The organism is Streptomyces sp. NBC_00091 (genome assembly GCF_026343185.1).
In the GTDB taxonomy this organism is placed as follows: Bacteria; Actinomycetota; Actinomycetes; order Streptomycetales; family Streptomycetaceae; genus Streptomyces.
Genome location: NZ_JAPEMA010000003.1, coordinates 83531 through 101220 on the forward strand (window position 1 = coordinate 83531; position 17690 = coordinate 101220).

Sequence of the window (17690 nt, forward strand, 5' to 3'; positions counted from 1 at the left end):
TCAGTGGGCGGCGACGGCCCGCAGGGCGGCGATGTGGCGGGGCAGGACCGCCCAGTCGCCGGGGGTGTAGAAGTGGCCGCCGGGCAGGGCGGTGACCTCGGCGGCGCCCGTGGTGAGCTCGCGCCAGCGGGCGGCCCCGGCCGGGTCGACGACGGGGTCGGACGCGCCGTGCAGTACCTGGAGGGGGGCCTGGACGCGGACGCCCGGGACGTAGCGGTAGTCGTCGCGGACCCGGATGTCGGCGCGCATCAGCTCGACGGCCATGGCGGTGAGGTCGGGGTCGCCCAGGACGTAGTCGGGCAGCAGGCCCGCGGTGCGCATCCAGTCGAGGAGCTGGGCGTCGGTGTCCCGGCCGGCGGGGAACTGGTCGCGTTCGGTGACTCCGCCGCTGGGCGCGTTGCAGGAGGAGACGACGAGCGCCCGCGGGCCCAGCCCCGCGCGCTCGAGGCGGACGGCGGCCTCGAAGGCGACCCAGCCGCCCATGCTGTGCCCGAACAGCACGTACGGGGTGCGCGCGGCGGCCCGTACCGCGTCGGCGGCGTCCGCGACGAGGGCGTCCCAGGTGGGGGCGTGGTCCTCGGCGAAGCGGCCTTCGCGGCCCGGGTAGCAGACCAGGGCGAGGTCGGTGTCCTCGGGCACGGCGCGGGCCCAGTCCCGGTAGGCGGCGGTGCCGCCGCCGCAGAATCCGAGGCAGACCAGGGTGCGGCGGGCGCCGGGGCGGTCCAGTGGTCTGATCACCACGGTGTCGTGCGTCACGGTCGGTTCCCTCCGGCCGGGCCGGTCATCGCCACGAGGACCTGGCGGGGCCCGGTGAAGGGCTCCCGGCCGTGGGCGACCAGCAGGTTGTCGAGGATCAGGAGGTCGCCTTCCTGCCAGGGGAAGGCGAAGGCGGCCTCGTCGTAGGCGGCGCGCACGGCGGCGAGGTCGGCGTCGGGGATGGGCGTGCCGTCCGCGAAGTAGGCGTTGCGCGGCAGGTCCTGCTCCCCGTACATCTCCAGCAGCGCCTCGCGGACCTCGGGTTCGAGGGCGGAGGAGTGGAAGAGGTGGGCCTGGTTGAACCAGGCCTCCGCGCCGCCGGCGGGGTCGGTGACGAGCGCGGGGCGGTGGTGGCGGGTGCGCAGCGCGCCGTCGCCGGTCCATTCGAAGGCGATGCCGGCGGCCCGGCAGCGCTCCTCGACCTCGTGCGGGTCCTCGCTCTGGAAGCCCTCCTGCCAGGACAGGCCGAGGCCTTCGCGGTAGACGCGGGTGTAGAGGACGCCGGCCCGGAAGCGGTCGACGAGGTCGGGGGGCAGCAGCCGCAGCACGGCGCGGCCGTCGGCGATGGGGGTGGCGCCGCCGGTGGGGGCGGCCTCGGCGCACAGGAAGTAGACGGTGCCGGGCGGCCTGGACGCGTACGAGCTCTCGTTGTGCAGCGGGATGGTCTGGTCGGGCGGGTAGGCGGTGGAGGTGTAGACGCGGCCCGCGACGGTGCTGCGGGGGGTGGAGCGTTCGGTGTAGTCGAGCGGCGGGCCGCCGATGGCCGCGGCGAGTTCCTCGAAGCGGGCGGGGTCGGTGGGGAAGCCGCGCAGGAGGAGCGCGCCGTGCCGGCGCAGGACGCCCAGCAGCGAGGGGAGGTTCTCGGTGGCCCAGGCCGCGGGGTCGGCCACGGCGGCCGGGCCGAGCGGACAGACGGCGAGGCGGGTGTGGGTGTTGCCCTCGAAGTGGCCGGGGTGGGCGGGCGGGGCGGGGCGCCGGGGTGCGGCGGTGGGGGCGCTCACGCGCTCACCGCGCACAGCCGGGCGACGGTGTCGTCGTCGCAGTCGGCCCAGAAGGCACCGGCGGTGTCTTCGAGGTGGTCCATGGAGTCGGCCTGGAACAGGACGCTCTGGTAGGCGGTGATGTCGTACTCGGCGCGGGCGACGGAGTCGATGTCGAGGCGGCGGATCTCGGCGCCGCGGAACTGGCCGAGCTCCCCGGAGGAGGACAGGATGCTCGCGCCGTAGGCCCTGGGCCCGTCCGGCGCGGCGAGCACGCCCGATTCGAGGGTGAACCAGAAGACCTTGGAGACGAGGTCGAGGCCCTGTCCGCTCTCCATGCGGGCGGCGGCCTGCCCGGCGAGCCGGTACAGGGCGGCGAACCGCGGGTGGGCCAGGGCGTTGGCGTGCCCGACCAGTTCGTGCAGGACGTCGGGCTCCGGGGAGTACAGGGGCCGGGCGGTGTGGCGCAGGTACTGGGTGGCGCGGAAGCAGGAGTCGGCGAGGGAGCCGTAGAAGCGGCGCAGCGGTACGAGGCCGGGGGCGGGCTCCAGCCGGAAGCCGGTGAGGGCGGTGAGCCGGACGCTGACCTCGTCGAGCTGCGGGATGCGGTCGGCGGGCAGGTCCAGGGCGCGGGCGGCGTCGAGGAACTCGGGGGCGGCGAGGTGGGTGTGGAGGTCGCCGAGCCGGGTCAGGGCGGTGCGCCAGGTGGCCTCTTCCTCCTCGGTGTAGGAGACGTGCGGGGCCGGCCGGCCGGGGCGGTGGGCCTCGGCGGCCGCCGCGATCGCGGCGCGCCGGCGCCGGTAGGCCCGGTCGGCGAACCCGGGGTGGTCCGGGGGCAGTTCGACGGGGTGGAGGCGGCCGCTGCCCAGGTAGGCGGCGGTGGGCACGCCGGGGGCCGCGGGGTGGTGGCGGTGGCCGCGGGGGCGGCCGCGGCACTCGTCGGCTCCGCACAGGCAGTCGGCGAAGGAGGTGATCTCCCATTCGGTGGTGTCGTAGTCCCAGGTGATCTCCTCGCCCGGGGCTATGGGGCGCAGGGCGACGAAGTCGTAGCCGCCCCGGGCGTTGTCGACGATGCCCGTGTTGGGGGCACAGGAGTGGTTGATGAGCTGTGCGGGCTCGTCGAGGTCGATGTGCAGGTCCCAGTCCTTCTGGAAGGACATCCGGGTCTGGACGGCCGAGGTACCGGTCACGGTGCCCTCGACGACGGTCTCGCCCTCTTCGAGGGGTCGCGCGGCCAGTACGGTGCGCCCCTTGCCGGGCTCGTGGCCGACGGTCACTGCGGTTGTTCCGGTTTCCACTGATCCTCCAGCTTCCGTCCCACGACGCGGGCGATGGCGGCCGCCGTCGCGGGGTGCAACATGGCGTGGTGCGCACAGTCGAGGGTGTGCACCTCGGTCTCTCCGGTGCGGTACGGCTCCCAGGCCCCGGGGCCCGGTGCGCCGTCGGCGGCGGACCCGGCCGCGGTGAACAGCAGCAGGTCGCCGCGGAACACCGCGGGTGTGTGGTGGTGGGGCAGGCGGGTGTTGTCGGTGTAGGCGCGCAGCAGTCCGCGCAGCGCGTCCTCGCCGAAGGCGGCGTAGGGGCCCGCGGAGTCCCGTACGCGGGCCAGTAGTTCGGCGGGGGCGGTGGCGGGGGCCCCGGGCAGGCCGAGGGCCTCGGTGAGTCCGGCGAGGACCTCGCCGTCGCCGGGGGGCGCGGCGGGGCCCTGATGCGGGTAGGCGTCGAGGACGGCGAGGAGGCCGACCGGCTCGCCCAGTTCCTGGAGGCGTACGGCCGCCGCGTGGGCGACGAGCCCGCCGAAGGACCAGCCCAGCAGGTGGTACGGGCCGTGGGGCTGGATCGCGCGGATGCGGCGGACGAGGTCGTCGGCGGCCTCGGCAAGGCCGGCGGGCCGCGCCGCCGGGTCGGTGATGGCCGGCGACTGGAGCCCGTACACGGGCTGTTCGGTCCCGAGGTGGCGCACGAGCCGGGCGTAGCGCCAGGCCAGGCCGCCGGCGGGGTGGACGCAGAACAGCGGGGGCCGCTCGCCGCGCCGCTGGAGCGGCAGGACGGGGTCCAGCGGGCCGGCCGCGTCCGGGGAGCCGGCGGCGGCCGCGGCGAGGGCCGCCGCCGTCGGGGCGGTGAACAGGGCCTGGGCGGTGAGGTGCGCGCCGAGGGCGGCGCGGACCCGGCCCACCGCGCGGATGGCGAGGATGGAGTGGCCGCCGTGTTCGAAGAAGTCGTCGTGGACGCCGATGTCGGGGGCGCCGAGCACGTCGGCGAAGATCCCGCAGACGATCTCCTCGTACGGGGTGCGGACCTCGGGTGTCCCGTCCGCGTGGGCCGGGGCGGGGGTGGGGCTGGGGGCCTGCGGGTCGGGGAGGGCGGCGCGGTCGAGTTTGCCGCTCGCCGTCAGCGGGAGTTCCGTGAGGACGGCGAAGGCCGCGGGGACCATGTGGGCGGGCAGGTGCGCGGCGGCGTGGGCGCGCAGCGCGTCGGCGTCCGGGGCCGTGCCGGGGGTGGGGACGGCGTAGCAGACCAGCCGTGCCCCGTCCCCGTCCCGCTCGTCGTCGTGGCGCAGGACGGTGACGCTGCGCAGGACCTGCGGGTGCCGGGCCAGGGCGGCGTCGATCTCCCCGGGTTCGATGCGGTGGCCGCGCAGGCTGATCTGGTCGTCGGTGCGGCCGAGGCAGTCGAGGGCGCCGTCGGGGCGGACGCGCACCAGGTCGCCGGTGCGGTACATGCGGGCGCCGCCGGGGGTGGCGACGAACCGTTCGGCGGTGCGCGCCGGTTGCCGCAGGTAGCCGCGGGTGACGAGGTCGCCGGCGATGTACAGCTCGCCGGGCACGCCCGGGGGTACGGGGCGCAGCCGTTCGTCGAGGACGTGCAGGCGGGTGTTCCAGGCGGGGGTGCCGATGGGGACGGCGCCTTCGGGGAGCGGCTCGCCGGGGGCGATGCGGGCGGCGGCGCAGCCGACGGTGGTCTCGGTGGGGCCGTACTCGTTGACGACGGCGGTGCCCGGGTGGCGCTCGCGCCAGGCGGCGAGTGCGGCGGCGTGCAGGGTCTCGCCGCCCAGGACGAGTTCGCCGGTCGGCGAGGCGGCGGGGGGCAGGGCGAGCAGCAGCGGCAGGTGGCTGGGGGTGGCCTTGAGGAGGGTGGGCGCTTCGGTGGGCGCTTCGGTGGGGGTTTCGGTGGGGGTCTGCTCGCGGCGCAGGTCGCCCGGTTCGATGCGGCCGCCGGCGAGGAGCGGGGTGAAGAGGCTGGTGACGGTGAGGTCGGCGGTGACGGGCGAGTGCAGGAGGGTGCGGCCGGCGGCGCCCGGGTAGTGGGCCCCGGCCCAGGCGAGGTAGGCGCACAGCTGGCGGTGCTCGACGACGACGCCCTTGGGTTCGCCGGTGGAGCCGGAGGTGTGCAGGACGTACGCGGCGTGGCCGGGCAGCAGCGGGGCGGTCCGGTCGGCGTCGGTGACGGGGTGGTCGCCGGGCGGGTGGGGGGCGGCGGCCAGCTCGGCGAGGGAGGTCTCGGTGAGGACGGTGACGGGGCCGGCCGCGGCGAGGACGCGGGCGGTGCGGGCGGCCGGGGCGGCCGGGTCGAGGGGGACGTAGGCGGCCCCGGACTTGAGGACGGCGAGGATCGCGGTGAGCAGGCCGGCGGAGGGCGGCAGGGCGAGGGCGACGGTGCGTTCGGGGCCGGCGCCGAGAGCGATGAGGCGGCGGGCGAGCCGGTTGGCGCGGGCGTCGAGCTCGGCGTGGGTCAGTTCTCCGTCGGCGAAGGCGATCGCGTCCGGGTGGGCGGCGGCCGCGGCGGCGAGCATGTCGGGCAGGACGGCCGGGCCGGCCGGGACGTGGCGCGGTCCTCGCGCGGCGGCGTCGAGGGCGGCGCGTTCGGCGGCCGCGAGGACCTCGTGGCGGCCCGCGGGCGCCTCGGGGTCGGCGGCCGCGGCGGCGAGGAGGCGGCCGAGGCGCTCGGCGAGCGCGGCGGCGGTGGCCGCGTCGTAGCGGTCGACGGCGTACTCGACGGTGCCCGTCAGGCCCGCCGGGGTGCCGTCCGGGGCGTGCCGCTCGGCGAGGGTGAAGAGCAGGTCGAACTTGGCGGCGCCCGCACCCGCGCCGAGGGCCTCGCTGCTCAGGCCGGGCAGCTCCAGGCGGGCGGCCCCGGTGTTGCCGACGCTCAGCATCACCTGGAAGAGGGGGTGGCGGGCGGTGGAGCGGGCCGGGTTGAGTTCCTCGACGAGCCGCTCGAACGGCACGTCCTGGTGGGCGTGCGCGGCGAGGTTCGCTTCGCGGGAGCGGGCCAGGAGGGTGCGGAAGGACGGATCCCCGGAGGTGTCGGCGCGCAGCACCACGGTGTTGAGGAAGCAGCCGGCGAGGCCGTCGAGGGCCGGGTCGGTGCGTCCGGCGAGGACGGTGCCGACGGGGACGTCGTGGCCGGCGCCGTGCCGGGTGAGGAGGGCGGCGAGTCCGGCGTGGAGCACCATGAAGAGGGTGGCGTTCTCCCGGCGGGCCAGCTCGGTCAGGGCGGTGTGGACGGCCGCGTCGTAGGCGAAGGCTACGGTGGCGCCGCGCTGGGAGGCGACCGCGGGCCGCGGCCGGTCGGCGGGCAGCGGGATCTCCTCGGGCAGGCCGTCCAGGGCCCGGCGCCAGTAGGCGAGCTGGCGTTCGCGTTCGCCGCCGTCGAGCAGCTCGCGCTGCCACAGGGCGTAGTCGGCGTACTGGACGGGCAGCGGGGCGAGCTGCGGGGAGCGGCCCTCGGCGCGGGCGGCGTAGGCGGCGGCGAGGTCCTGGGCGAGGGGGGCCAGGGACCAGGCGTCGGCGGTGATGTGGTGCAGGGTCACCAGCAGGACGTGGTCGCCGTCGTGGGCGCTGTCGTGGGCGCTGTCGTGGGCGCTGTCGTGGGCGCCGAGGCGGAACAGCCGGGCCCGTACGGGGGGCCGTGCGGCCAGGTCGAAGGGGACGGCGACCTCGGCGTCGAGGGCCGCGCGCAGCCCCTCGGAGATCCCCTCGGAGGTCCCGTCGGAGGTCCCGCCGGAGGTCCGGTCGGGGGCTTCGGCGGCCAGGACGGTGAGCGGGAGGGGGAACGCGGCGGCGGGCAGCACCTCCTGACGGGGGGTGCCGTCCTCGGCGGGGAAGCGGGTGCGCAGGCTGTCGTGGCGGGCGCTCACGTCGCCGAGCGCGGCCGCGAGGGCGTCGGCGTCGAGGGTTCCCCGCAGCCGCAGGGCCAGCGGTACGTGGTAGACGCCGGCCCGCGGGTCGAGCCGGTGGGCGAACCACAGCCGCTGCTGGGCGGCGGACAGCGGGAGCGGTCTGGTCTCGTGGGCGGCGCGGGGCACGGGCCGGGGCCGGGCGCCGCCCGCGGCGGTGCGCACCTGGTCGTAGAGGGCGGCCGGGGTGGGGTGTTCGAAGACGGCGCGGACGGAGACGGTGGTCCCGAAGGCGGCGCCGATGCGCCCGGCGAGGCGGGTGGCGAGCAGCGAGTGGCCGCCGAGGTCGAAGAAGCCCTCGTCGGGGCCGACCCGGGGCAGGGAGAGGACCTCGGCGAAGTGGCCGCAGACGATCTCCTCGCCCGCGTCGCGCGCCGGCCGGGTGGCGGCGCCCGGGGCGGGGAATCCGCCGGGGGCGGGCAGCGCGGCCCGGTCGACCTTGCCGTTGGGGGTCAGCGGCAGGGCCTCGAGGACCGTCACCACGGCGGGCACCAGGTGGGCGGGGAGCCGGTCGGCGAGGGCGCGGCGCAGGGCGCGGGATTCGGGGGCCGCGCCGGGGGCGGGCACGGCGTAGGCGGCGAGGCGCCGTTCGCCCGGGGTGTCCTCGCGCAGGACGACGGCGGCCTGGGCGACCCCGTCAAGCGCGGTGAGCGCGGCCTCGATCTCACCGGGCTCGATGCGGAACCCGCGGATCTTGACCTGGTCGTCGGCGCGTCCCAGGAAGTCGAGCTGGCCGTCGGGGCGGCGCCGCACCAGGTCGCCGGTGCGGTACATGCGCTCGCCGGGGGCCCCGAACGGGCAGGCGACGAAGCGTTCCGCGGTGAGGGCGCGGCGGCCCAGGTAGCCGCGGGCCAGGCCCGGGCCGGCCGCGTAGAGCTCCCCGACGGCGCCGGGCGCGACGGGCCGCAGGGCCGCGTCCAGGACGTAGGCGCGGGTGTTGCGGATGGGGCGGCCGATGGGCGGGGCCTGGCGGCCGCGCAGCCGGGTGCTCATGGCCACGCAGACGGTCATCTCGGTGGGTCCGTAGCCGTTGTACAGGGGGTGCTCGGCGGACCACAGGGCGACGTCGTCGGGCGGGCAGGCCTCGCCGGCGACGACGAGGGTGGTCCCGGCGGGCAGTCCCCCGGCGGCCCGCAGCGCGGGCAGCGCGGCCGGGGTGAGGGTGAGCTGGGTGATGCCCTGCTCGGCGGCGAGTTCGGCCAGTTCGGGGCCGGGACGCAGCCGGTGGGCGGGCGCGGTGACGAGGGCGGCGCCCGCCGACCAGGCCTGCCAGATGTCGGCGACGGCCGCGTCGAAGCTGGTGGAGGCGAACTGCAGGACGCGCCCGTCGGGGCCGATGCGGAAGCGTTCGGCCTTCGCGGCGCCGGTGTTGGGCACGCCCCGGTGCGGGACCACGACGCCCTTGGGCAGGCCCGTGGAGCCGGAGGTGTAGACGACGTAGGCGGGGTGGTCGGGCAGCAGGGGCGCGGTGCGCTCGGCGTCGGTGAGGGGGCTCTCGTCGTACCCGGACGGATCGAGCTCGTCGAGGTAGACGCGGGGGGTGCCCTCAGGCAGTGAGCGGGCGGTCTCGCGGGTGGTGAGGACGTGGGCGCAGCCGGAGTCGCCGAGCAGGTGGGCGATGCGCTCGCGCGGGTAGTCGAGGTCCACGGGCAGGTAGGCGCCGCCCGCCGTGAGGACGGCGAGGGTGGCGACGGTGAGGTCGACGGAGCGGGGCAGGGCGAGCGCGACGATCCGCTCGGGGCCGGTGCCCAGGCTCACGAGGTGGCGGGCGAGGCGGTTGGCCCGGGCGCCGAGGGCGGCGTAGGAGAGCCGGGTGTCCTCGTGGACGAGGGCGGTGGCGTCGGGGTGGCGCTCGGTGAGGCGGGCGTAGAGCTCGGGCAGGGTGATGCCGGGCAGCTCGGTGGCGGGGCCGTGCCAGTCGGCGCTCTCCTGGCGGAGCTCCTCGTCGGTGAGCAGGTGGAGGCGGCCGGCGTACTGGTCCGGGTCTTCGGCCAGGGCGCGCAGGGCGCGCACCAGGCGGGTGGCGATGCGCTGCGCCTCCTCGGCGCCGAACGCGTCGGGGCGGTGGTCCAGGCGCAGGCGGATCCGGGGGCCGGGCGCGGCGACGAGGGCGAGCGGGTAGTGCGTGCCGTCGGCGCCCTCGGCGGCGGTGACGCGCAGGGCGTCGTCGTGGGCGGCCGCGGGGCGCTCGTCGCGGCGGTAGTTCTGGAAGGCCATGGAGGTGTCGAACAGCGTCCCGTGGCCGGCGGCCCGCTGGATGTCGGCGAGGCCGAGGTGCTGGTGGGCGAGGAGCGCCGACTGCTCGCGCTGGAGCCGGGTGAGGAGGCCGGCCAGGGTGTCGTCGGGGCGGATCCGCAGCCGTACGGGGACGGTGTTCACGAACAGGCCGATCATCCGCTCCACGCCGGGCAGTTCGGCGGGGCGGCCGGACACGGTGGCGCCGAAGACGATGTCGTCGGAGCCGGTGAGCGCGCTGACGACCATTCCCCAGGCGCCCTGTACCAGGGTGTTGAGGGTGAGTCCGAGGGAGCGGGCCCGGTCGGTGAGCGCGGTGCTGAGCCGCTCGTCGAGTTCGCGCTCCACCCGCTGGGGCAGGACGCCGCCGGTGGCGTCGGCGCCCGGGGCGACCAGGGTGGGTCCGGCGAGCCCGGCGAGGGACTCGGCCCAGGCGGCCCGGGCGGCGGGCAGGTCACGGGCGGCGAGCCAGGTGAGGTAGTCCCGGTAGGGGGCGGGCGGGGGCAGCGCGGAGGGGTCCGCGTGGGCCTCGTAGAGGGCGGAGAGCTCGGCGGCGACGAGCGGCCCCGACCAGCCGTCCCACAGCAGGTGGTGGCTGGTGAGCACCAGGTGGTGGCGCTCCTCGCCGGTCCGGGCCAGCAGGAAGCGCACCAGCGGGGGCTTCGCCGGGTCGAAGCGGCGGGCCCGCTCCTCGGCGGCCAGGGCGCGCACGCCCCAGCCGATGTCGCCCGGGCCGGTGTGGCCGCTCGGGTCGGTCAGGTCGGCGTACCGCCAGGGCACGGGCGCGTGGCGGTGGACGAGCTGGACCGCCGTGCCGCCGGCGCGGCGGCGGAAGCCCGCGCGGAGGTTGGGGTGGCGGGTCAGCAGGGCCTGGGCGGCGGCGCGCAGCCGCTCGGGGTCGAGGGGGCCGGCCAGTTCGACCGTGAGCTGGGCGATGTAGGGGTCGGGGGCCGCGGCGGCGCCGGCCGGGGCCGTGGTGTCCGCGTCGAGGAGGGCGTGGAAGAGCAGGCCCTCCTGGAGCGGGGTGAGCGGCCAGACCGCTTCGAGTCGTGACTGCTTCACTGCCATGGAGCCTGTTCCCCGTTTCCGTAGGTCGCGTCGTACGCGTCGGGTGTCTCGTACGCGTCGTGTGTCTCGTCTTCGAAGGCGGCGTCCAGCTCGGCGCTGAGCAGGTCGAGTTCGTCCTGGTGGATGCCGTCGACCAGCGACAGGTCCGAGACCGTGACGACGGCCCGGTCCAGGTCGGCGGCGTGGGCGGCGAGCCCGTGCAGGGCCGCGAACCAGTGCTCGGCCAGTTCCCGTACCGCCGCCTCGTCGAGGAGCCCGCCGGCCCACGTCCAGGTCGCCCGCAGTTCGGGCCCGGCGCCCGTCTCGACGGCGGTCGCGGCCACGTCGAGGGGGTGCAGCAGCGGCAGGTCGGGGTCGGCGGCGGTGCCCGTCGAGAGCTCCGTGTCGACCGTCCAGGCGCCGTCGGCGGCCGCGGCCGGGCCGGCGGTGACCCTGCCGAGGTAGTTGAAGCCGAGCTGGGCGGGGGCCCGGTGGGCGAGGTGCGGCCGGGTCTGCGCGTTGAGGTGGCGCAGCAGGCCGTATCCGATGCCGTGGTCGGGCAGGGCCCGCTGGGCCTCCTTGGCGGCCACCAGGGCCCGCCCGGCGGCGGGTCCGCCCGCGCACAGCTCCGTCCAGCGGATCTCGCCGGCGTCGAGCCGGACCGGGTAGAGGCTGGTGAACCAGCCGACGGTACGGGACAGGTCGGCGCCCGGGACGACGTCCTCACGGCCGTGTCCCTCGACGTCGACGACGACCGGGCCGCCGGGGGCGATGCCGCGGTGGCGGCGCCATTCGCCGACGGCGGCGCCGAGCGCGGCGAGGAGCACGTCGTCGGCGCGGGCGTGGAAGGCGGCCGGGACGGTCGTGAGCACGGCGGTGGTCACGGCGGCGGGCAGCCGCAGGGTCAGCCGGCGTGCGGTGTCCGAGGTGTCGCGGGCCGGGTCCAGCGGGCGGCGGCCCCAGTGCGGGTCGGGGGTGTCGGCCGCGTGGGTCCAGCGCGGCAGTTCGGCGGTGCGCCGGGGCTCGGCCGCGGCCTGCCGCAGGCCGTGCGCCCACTGGCGGAAGGAGGTGGCCACGGGGGCCGGGCGGACCGGGCGGCCCTCGGCGAGTGCCTCCCAGGCCTCCTTGAGGTCGGGCAGCAGGATCCGCCAGGACACGGCGTCCACGGCGAGGTGGTGCACGGTCACGGCGAGCCGGCCGGCCGCGCCGGGCCCGGCGTCGAACCAGACGGCTTCCACCAGCCGGCCCTCCCCGGGCGCGAGGCGCTCACGGGCGGCCGCGACCTCGGCGGCGACGCACGCGCCGAGCCCGTCGCCGGTGAGGCCGGCGGTGTCGACGCGGCGTACGCGGGGGCGGGCGGACCCGGACCCGGGCGCGGGCGGCGGGATGGAGAGCCGCCAGTCGGCGCCGTCGCGGTCCAGACGCAGGCGCAGGGCGTCGTGGTGGGCGACCACCGCGTCCAGGGCCGCGTCGAGCCGGGCCGCGCCGAGGCCGCCGGGGACCTTGAGCAGCACGGTCTGGCTGAAGCGGTCGAAGCCGGCGGGGCGCGCCGCGGGGCCCTGGTGCTCGCGGACCATGTCGACGATCGGGGTGAGCGGCAGCGGTCCGGAGCCGGCGCCGTCGGCGGGAGCGGCGGGCAGGTCGTCGACGGGGCGGGCCGCCCGGGCGAGGGCCTGCGGGGTCTGGTGGCGGAACACGTCGCGCGGGGTGAGGCCGAGTCCGGCCGAGCGGGAGCGGCTGACGAGCTGGATGGCGAGGATGCTGTCCCCGCCGGCCGCGAAGAACCCGTCGTCGGCGCCGACCCGTTCCAGGCCCAGGAGTTCGGCGAACAGCTCGCACAGGACGCGTTCGGCGTCGGTGCGCGGGGCCCGGCCGGCCGCCGCGTCCGAGAGGTCGGGGGCGGGCAGGGCGCGGCGGTCGAGTTTGCCGCTGGTGTTCAGGGGCAGCGCGTCGAGGACGACCACGGCCACGGGGACCATGTAGTCGGGCAGCAGGCCGGCCAGGTGGGTGCGCAGGGCCCGCGGGCCGGCGCCTTCCGCGCCGGTCGCGGGGACCGCGTAGGCGACGAGCCGCTTGTCGCCGGGCCGGTCCTCCCGTATGACGGCCACCGCGTGGGCGACGGACGGGTGCGCGGCGAGCACGGCCTCGATCTCGCCGAGTTCGATGCGGAACCCGCGGACCTTGACCTGGTCGTCGGCGCGGCCGGTGTACTCGATGTCGCCGTCGGCCCGCCAGCGGGCCAGGTCGCCGGTGCGGTACATCCGCTCGCCGGGCGACCCGAACGGGCAGGCGGTGAACCGTTCGGCGGTCAGCCCGGCCCGGCGGTGGTAGCCGCGGGCGAGCTGGGGTCCGGCGAGGTAGAGCTCGCCGACGGTGCCGACGGGGGCGGGCCGCAGCCGGTCGTCGAGGACGTAGGCGCGGGTGTTGCCGAGCGGGCTGCCGATGGCGGGGGCGCTGTCGGCGGTCATGGGCCGGGCGATGGCGTCGATGGTGTACTCGGTCGGCCCGTAGAAGTTGTAGGCGGTGGTGCCGGGCGCGGAGGCGAGGCGCTGCCACAGGGCGTCCGCGGTCGCCTCGCCGCCGATGAACAGCACGGCGGGGGCGGGCCCTTCGAACAGGCCCGCCTGGACGAGCTGTTCGGTGAAGGACGGCGTGATGTCGAGGAAGTCGATGCCCTCGGCCCCGATGTGGGCGACGAGCGCGGCGGGGTCGCGGCGCAGGTCGTCGTCGACGAGGTGCAGTTCGTGGCCGTCCAGCATCCAGAGGAAGCCGCACCAGGAGGTGTCGAAGGACAGCGAGGCGGTGAGCGCGACGCGCAGCCGGCGCCCGCCAGCCCGCTCGGTCTCGGGGCCGATGAAGTCGTGGCGGTAGGTGTGGAAGAGGTTGACGACGTTGGCGTGCGGGATCACCACGCCCTTGGGGAGTCCGGTGGATCCGGAGGTGTGGATCAGGTAGGCGGGATGGCCCGGCAGCAGCGGCGCCGTGCGGTCGGCGTCGGTCACCGGGCGGGTGGTGTCGGCGTCGTCGGGGGCGGCGGTGAGGGCGTCGCGTACGTCGTCCTCGGTGAGGGTGTGCACGGGTGCGACGTCGTCGAGCATCGCGGCCCGGCGGGCGGCCGGCAGGGAGGTGTCCACGGGCAGGTAGGCGGCGCCGGTCTTGAGGACCGCCCAGACGGCGACGGCGGTCTCGGCGGTGCGGGGCAGGGCGAGCGCCACCACCCGTTCGGGACCGGCGCCCACGGCGATCAGCCGGCGGGCCAGCCGGTTGGCGGCGCGGTCCAGCTCGGCGTAGCTCAGGCGGGTGCCGGCGCAGACGACGGCGGTCGCGTCGGGTGTCCGGGCCACGGCCTGGTCGAGCAGGTCGGGGAGGGTGGCGGGCGGTACCTCGCGGACGGCGCCCTGCCAGCGGACGAGGACGTCGGCGCGCTCCTCGGGGCCGGTGACGTCCAGGCCGGAGAGGGGGGTGCGGGGGTCGGCGGCGACGGCGTGCAGGAGCCGGCCGAAGCGGTCGGCGATGGTCGCGGCGGTGGTGTGGTCGAACAGGTCGAGGGAGTAGTCGAGGCAGCAGAACACCCCGGCGGGGCGGCCGTCGCCGTCGTGGCGTTCGCGCACGTTCAGGCCGAGGTCGAACTTGGCGAGCGCGGCCTGGATGCGGACCGGCTCCCATCGCAGGCCGGGCAGGGACACCTCGGACTCGACGGTGTTCTGGAAGGCCAGCATCACCTGGAAGAGGGGGTGGCGGGCGAGCGAGCGGACCGGGTTGAGGATCTCCACTAGCCGTTCGAAGGGCAGGTCCTGGTGGGCGTAGGCGGCGAGGTCGCTCTCGCGCACCCGGGCGAGGAGTTCCTCGAACGAGGGGTCGCCGGAGGTGTCGGTGCGCAGCACGGGCGTGTTGACGAAGAACCCGACCAGTCGTTCGAGGAGTTCGTCGGCGCGGCCCGCGACGGGGGCGCCGATGGGGATGTCGGTGCCCGCGCCGAGGCGGGTGAGGAGGGCGGCGAGGGCGGCCTGGACGACCATGAAGAAGCTGGCGCCGGACCGTCGGGCGAGCTCCCGCAGGGTGGCGTGCAGCTCCGGGTCGAGTTCGAAGTCGAGCTTGCCGCCCCGGTTGGTCGGCTCCACGGGCCGCGGCCGGTCGGTGGGCAGGGTCAGCTCGCCGGGCAGGCCGGCGAGGCGCCGCTTCCAGTAGGCGGCCTGACGGCTGATGGGGCTGTCGGGGTCGTCCTCGCTGCCGAGGAGTTCGCGCTGCCAGAGCGTGTAGTCGGCGTACTGGACGGGCAGCGGCTCCCAGTCGGGGGCCCGGCCGTCGCGGCGGGCCGTGTAGGCGGCGGCGAGTTCGGCGGCGAAGGGGGCCATGGACCAGCCGTCGCCCGCGATGTGGTGCCACACCAGCAGCAGGACGTGCTCTTCGGGGCCGAGGACGAACAGGTGGGCGCGCAGCGGCGGCTCGGTGGCCAGGTCGATGCCGTGGGCGGCGGCCTCGATGAGCAGCCCGGGCAGGTCGGCCTCGGTGGCGGGCGCGGGGTGCAGGCGCGGGCGGGCCGCTTCGGGGGCGAGGATCCGCTGGTAGGGGCGGCCGTCCGCCTCCGGGAAGACGGTGCGCAGGGATTCGTGGCGGGTGACGACGTCGCCGAGGGCGGCGGTGAGCGCGTCGGTGTCGAGGCGGCCGGTGAGGCGGACCGCGGCGGGCATGTTGTACGTCGCCGAGGGCCCCTCCAGCCGGTACATGAACCACAGGCGGCGCTGGGCGAAGGAGAGCGGCAGGGCCTCGGGGCGCCGGTAGGGCGCGAGGACGGGGCGCGAGCTGCGGGCCTCGTCGATGCGGTGGGCCAGCCGGGCGGGGGTGGGGGCGTCGTAGAGGGCGCGGATGTCGAGGTCGACGCCGAAGAGGGAACGGATCCGGTTGACGGCGCGGGTGGCCAGGAGGGAGTGGCCGCCGAGCTCGAAGAAGTCGTCGTCGATCCCGATCCCGGTGCCGGTGCCGGTGCCGGTGGGAGTGGCCGGGCGGTGCTCCGCCGGGCGGCCGAGGAGTTCGGCGAACAGGCCGCACAGGATCTCCTCCCGGGCGTCGCGCGGAGCGCGGCCCGCCGGGGTCCCGGGGCCGGCAGCGCCGCCCGGCACGGGCAGGGCGGCACGGTCGAGCTTGCCTCCGGGGGTGAGCGGCAGGGCGTCCAGGAGGGTGACGGACGCGGGGACCATGTAGGCGGGCAGCAGACCGGCGACGAAGGCGCGCAGCTCGGCGGCGGACACCGCGTCGGCGGAGGCGGGGACGGAGGCGGGGACGGAGGCGGAGGCGGGGACGGGGACGGAGGCGGAGGCGGAGGCGGGGACGGCGTAGGCCAGGAGGCGGTCGTCGGCGGCTATGACGGCGGCGCGGGCCACGGCGGGGTGGGTGCGCAGCGCGGCGGCCACCTCCGCGGGCTCGACGCGGAACCCGCGGACCTTGACCTGGTCGTCGGTCCGGCCGAGGTGGTCGAGGGAGCCGTCGGCCCGCCACCGGGCCCGGTCGCCGGTGCGGTACATGCGCTCGCCGGGGGCCCCGAACGGGCAGGCGACGAAGCGTTCCGCGGTGTGTCCGGGGCGGCCCAGGTAGCCGCGGGCCAGGCCCGGGCCCGCGAGGTGGAGCTCCCCCTCGACGCCGGGCGGCACGGGGCGCAGCGCGGCGTCGAGGACGTACGCGCGGGTGGCGGCGACCGGGGTGCCGATGGGGACCTCGGCGGACCGGCCGTCGTCCCACCAGGCGGTGGCGTACACGGTCGCCTCGGTCGGCCCGTACGCGTTGACGATCCGCGCGCCGGGGGCGGCCTGCCGCAGCCGGGCGAGGAGTTCGGGCGGGAAGGCCTCGCCCGCGACGGCGAGGACACCGATGTCGAGGGTGCGGGAGCCGTCCTCGCCGAGGACGGCGTCCAGCGCGGAGGGGACGGCGCACAGCAGGCTGGCGGCGGGCCCCGGCCGGCCGGCGAAGGCCAGCAGGTCGGCGGCGATCTCGATCCGGCCGCCGGCGAGCAGCGGCAGGACGGTGTCGAAGACGGACACGTCGAAGCCGATGTGGGTGGTCGCGGCCGTCCGGGCGAAGGCCTCGGCGCCGAGCGCGTGCCGGGCCCAGGCGGCGAGGGCGGCGACTCCCTCGTGGGCGACGAGCACGCCCTTGGGACGGCCGGTGGACCCGGAGGTGAAGATCGCGTACGCGGGGTGGCCGGGCAGCAGCGGCGCGGTGCGGTCGGCGTCGGTGAGGGGCGCCGCGGAACGCGCGGGCAGCGAGGGGTCGTCGGGGTCCAGCCGGGGCAGGTCCGCGGGCAGGTTGCGGGCGGCGTCGGCGGTGGTGACCGCGCACACGGGGCGGGCGTCCGCGCAGACGGCGGCGATCCGGGCCGCCGGCTGGGCGGGGTCGAGGGGGAGGTAGCCGGCGCCGGTCTTCAGGATCGCCCACAGGGCGGTGAGCAGCTCGGCGGAGCGCGGCAGGGCGAGGGCGACGAGCCGCTCCGGTCCGGCGCCGTGCGCGACGAGCAGCCGGGCGAGGCGGTTGGCGGCCCCGTCGAGTTCCCGGTAGGTCAGGCGCTGTCCGCCGTGGACGACGGCGACGGCGTCCGGGGTACGGGCCGCCTGCTCCTCGAAGAGCCGTACGAGGGTGGGGGCGGGTGCGGCCGTCCCGGCGGACGGGCGGGCGAGGAGCCGCTCGCGTTCGCCGGGCAGCAGGACGTCGAGGGCGGCGAGCGGGCGGTCCGGGTACGAGCTGAGCTGCTCGAGTACGTGGGCCAGCCGGGCGGCGGTGTGGCCGTCGGCGTCGCCACGGCCGTGGACGCGCAGGGCCGGGGCCGGCCCGTCGCAGACGGCGATGGTCAGCGGGAAGTGGCTGCCCTCCTCGTGTCCGACGGCGCTCACGTGCAGCGGACCGGGCCGGGCGACGGTGGCGTCGAGGGCGCGGCGGTAACCCTCGTCGACGACGAGCGTGTCGAACAGGGGTCCCGGTCCGGCGACCCCGCGGATGGCGGCGAGCCCGGGGCCGCGATGGGCGGCGGTGCGCTCGCGGTGCGCACGCAGCCGGTCGAGGAGGCCGGCGGCGGTGAGGCCGTCGTCCAGGCGGACGCGTACGGGCACGGTGGTGACGTACGAGCCGACGGGCGCGGGGGCGGCATCGGCAGCGGCGCCGGTGGCGGGCGCGTGGCCGGGCTCGGCGATGCCGAAGACCACGTCGTCGCGGCCCGTGAGGCGGGCCAGCAGCACGCCCCAGGCGGCCTGGACGAGCAGCGGGAGCCCGTCCCGGCCCGGGGGCAGGGCCAGTTCGGTGGTCAGGTCCGGGGCGGCCGGGCGGGGGTTCTCGCCGGGGAAGAGCAGGGTGGGCCCGGTGAGACCGGCCAGCTCCGCGCGCCAGGCCTCCAGGGCCGCGTCCGGGTCCGCGGGGCCCGGGGCGGGCCGGACGGGGGCGGCGGGGGCGAGGGGGGCGTCCGGGTCGGCGTACAGGGCGAGGAGGTCGCCGAGCAGCACCGGGGTGGA

At 77.2% G+C, this 17690-nt stretch carries 5 protein-coding genes (1 of these 5 cut by a window edge); all 5 read right to left on the minus strand.

Going from position 1 to position 17690, the window contains the following annotated elements; all coding sequences use genetic code 11:
* Tightly spaced (each overlapping or abutting the next), the 5 genes in view from OOK34_RS31775 to OOK34_RS31795 form a layout consistent with a single transcriptional unit that may run on beyond the window.
* A complete protein-coding gene (locus OOK34_RS31775) occupies positions 1-756 on the minus strand; it encodes a thioesterase II family protein (RefSeq protein WP_267037602.1) in 756 nt (251 codons plus the stop codon).
* Positions 753-1757, minus strand: a complete 1005-nt coding sequence (locus tag OOK34_RS31780; protein ID WP_267037603.1) for a TauD/TfdA family dioxygenase — start codon at positions 1755-1757, stop codon at positions 753-755. The genes OOK34_RS31775 and OOK34_RS31780 overlap by 4 nt, the downstream gene beginning before the upstream one ends.
* Positions 1754-3034: a phenylalanine 4-monooxygenase gene (locus OOK34_RS31785; RefSeq protein ID WP_267037604.1), complete on the minus strand. Its 1281-nt coding sequence runs from the start codon at positions 3032-3034 to the stop codon at positions 1754-1756. Before OOK34_RS31785 ends, OOK34_RS31780 begins: the two co-directional genes overlap by 4 nt.
* Positions 3010-10218, minus strand: coding sequence for an amino acid adenylation domain-containing protein (locus OOK34_RS31790; RefSeq protein ID WP_267037605.1), 7209 nt, complete (start codon positions 10216-10218; stop codon positions 3010-3012). Before OOK34_RS31790 ends, OOK34_RS31785 begins: the two co-directional genes overlap by 25 nt.
* On the minus strand, positions 10209-17690 hold the 3' portion of the coding sequence (locus OOK34_RS31795) for a non-ribosomal peptide synthetase (protein WP_267037606.1). It continues 5445 nt past the right edge of the window; 7482 of the gene's 12927 nt are visible here — the last part of the coding sequence; its start codon lies off the right edge, out of view; it ends in the stop codon at positions 10209-10211. The genes OOK34_RS31790 and OOK34_RS31795 overlap by 10 nt, the downstream gene beginning before the upstream one ends.

Coding starts and splice junctions, on each gene's coding strand:
- OOK34_RS31790 (WP_267037605.1), bottom strand. CDS start 10,218: ATGGCAGTGAAGCAGTCACGACTCGAAGCGGTCTGGCCGCTCACCCCG.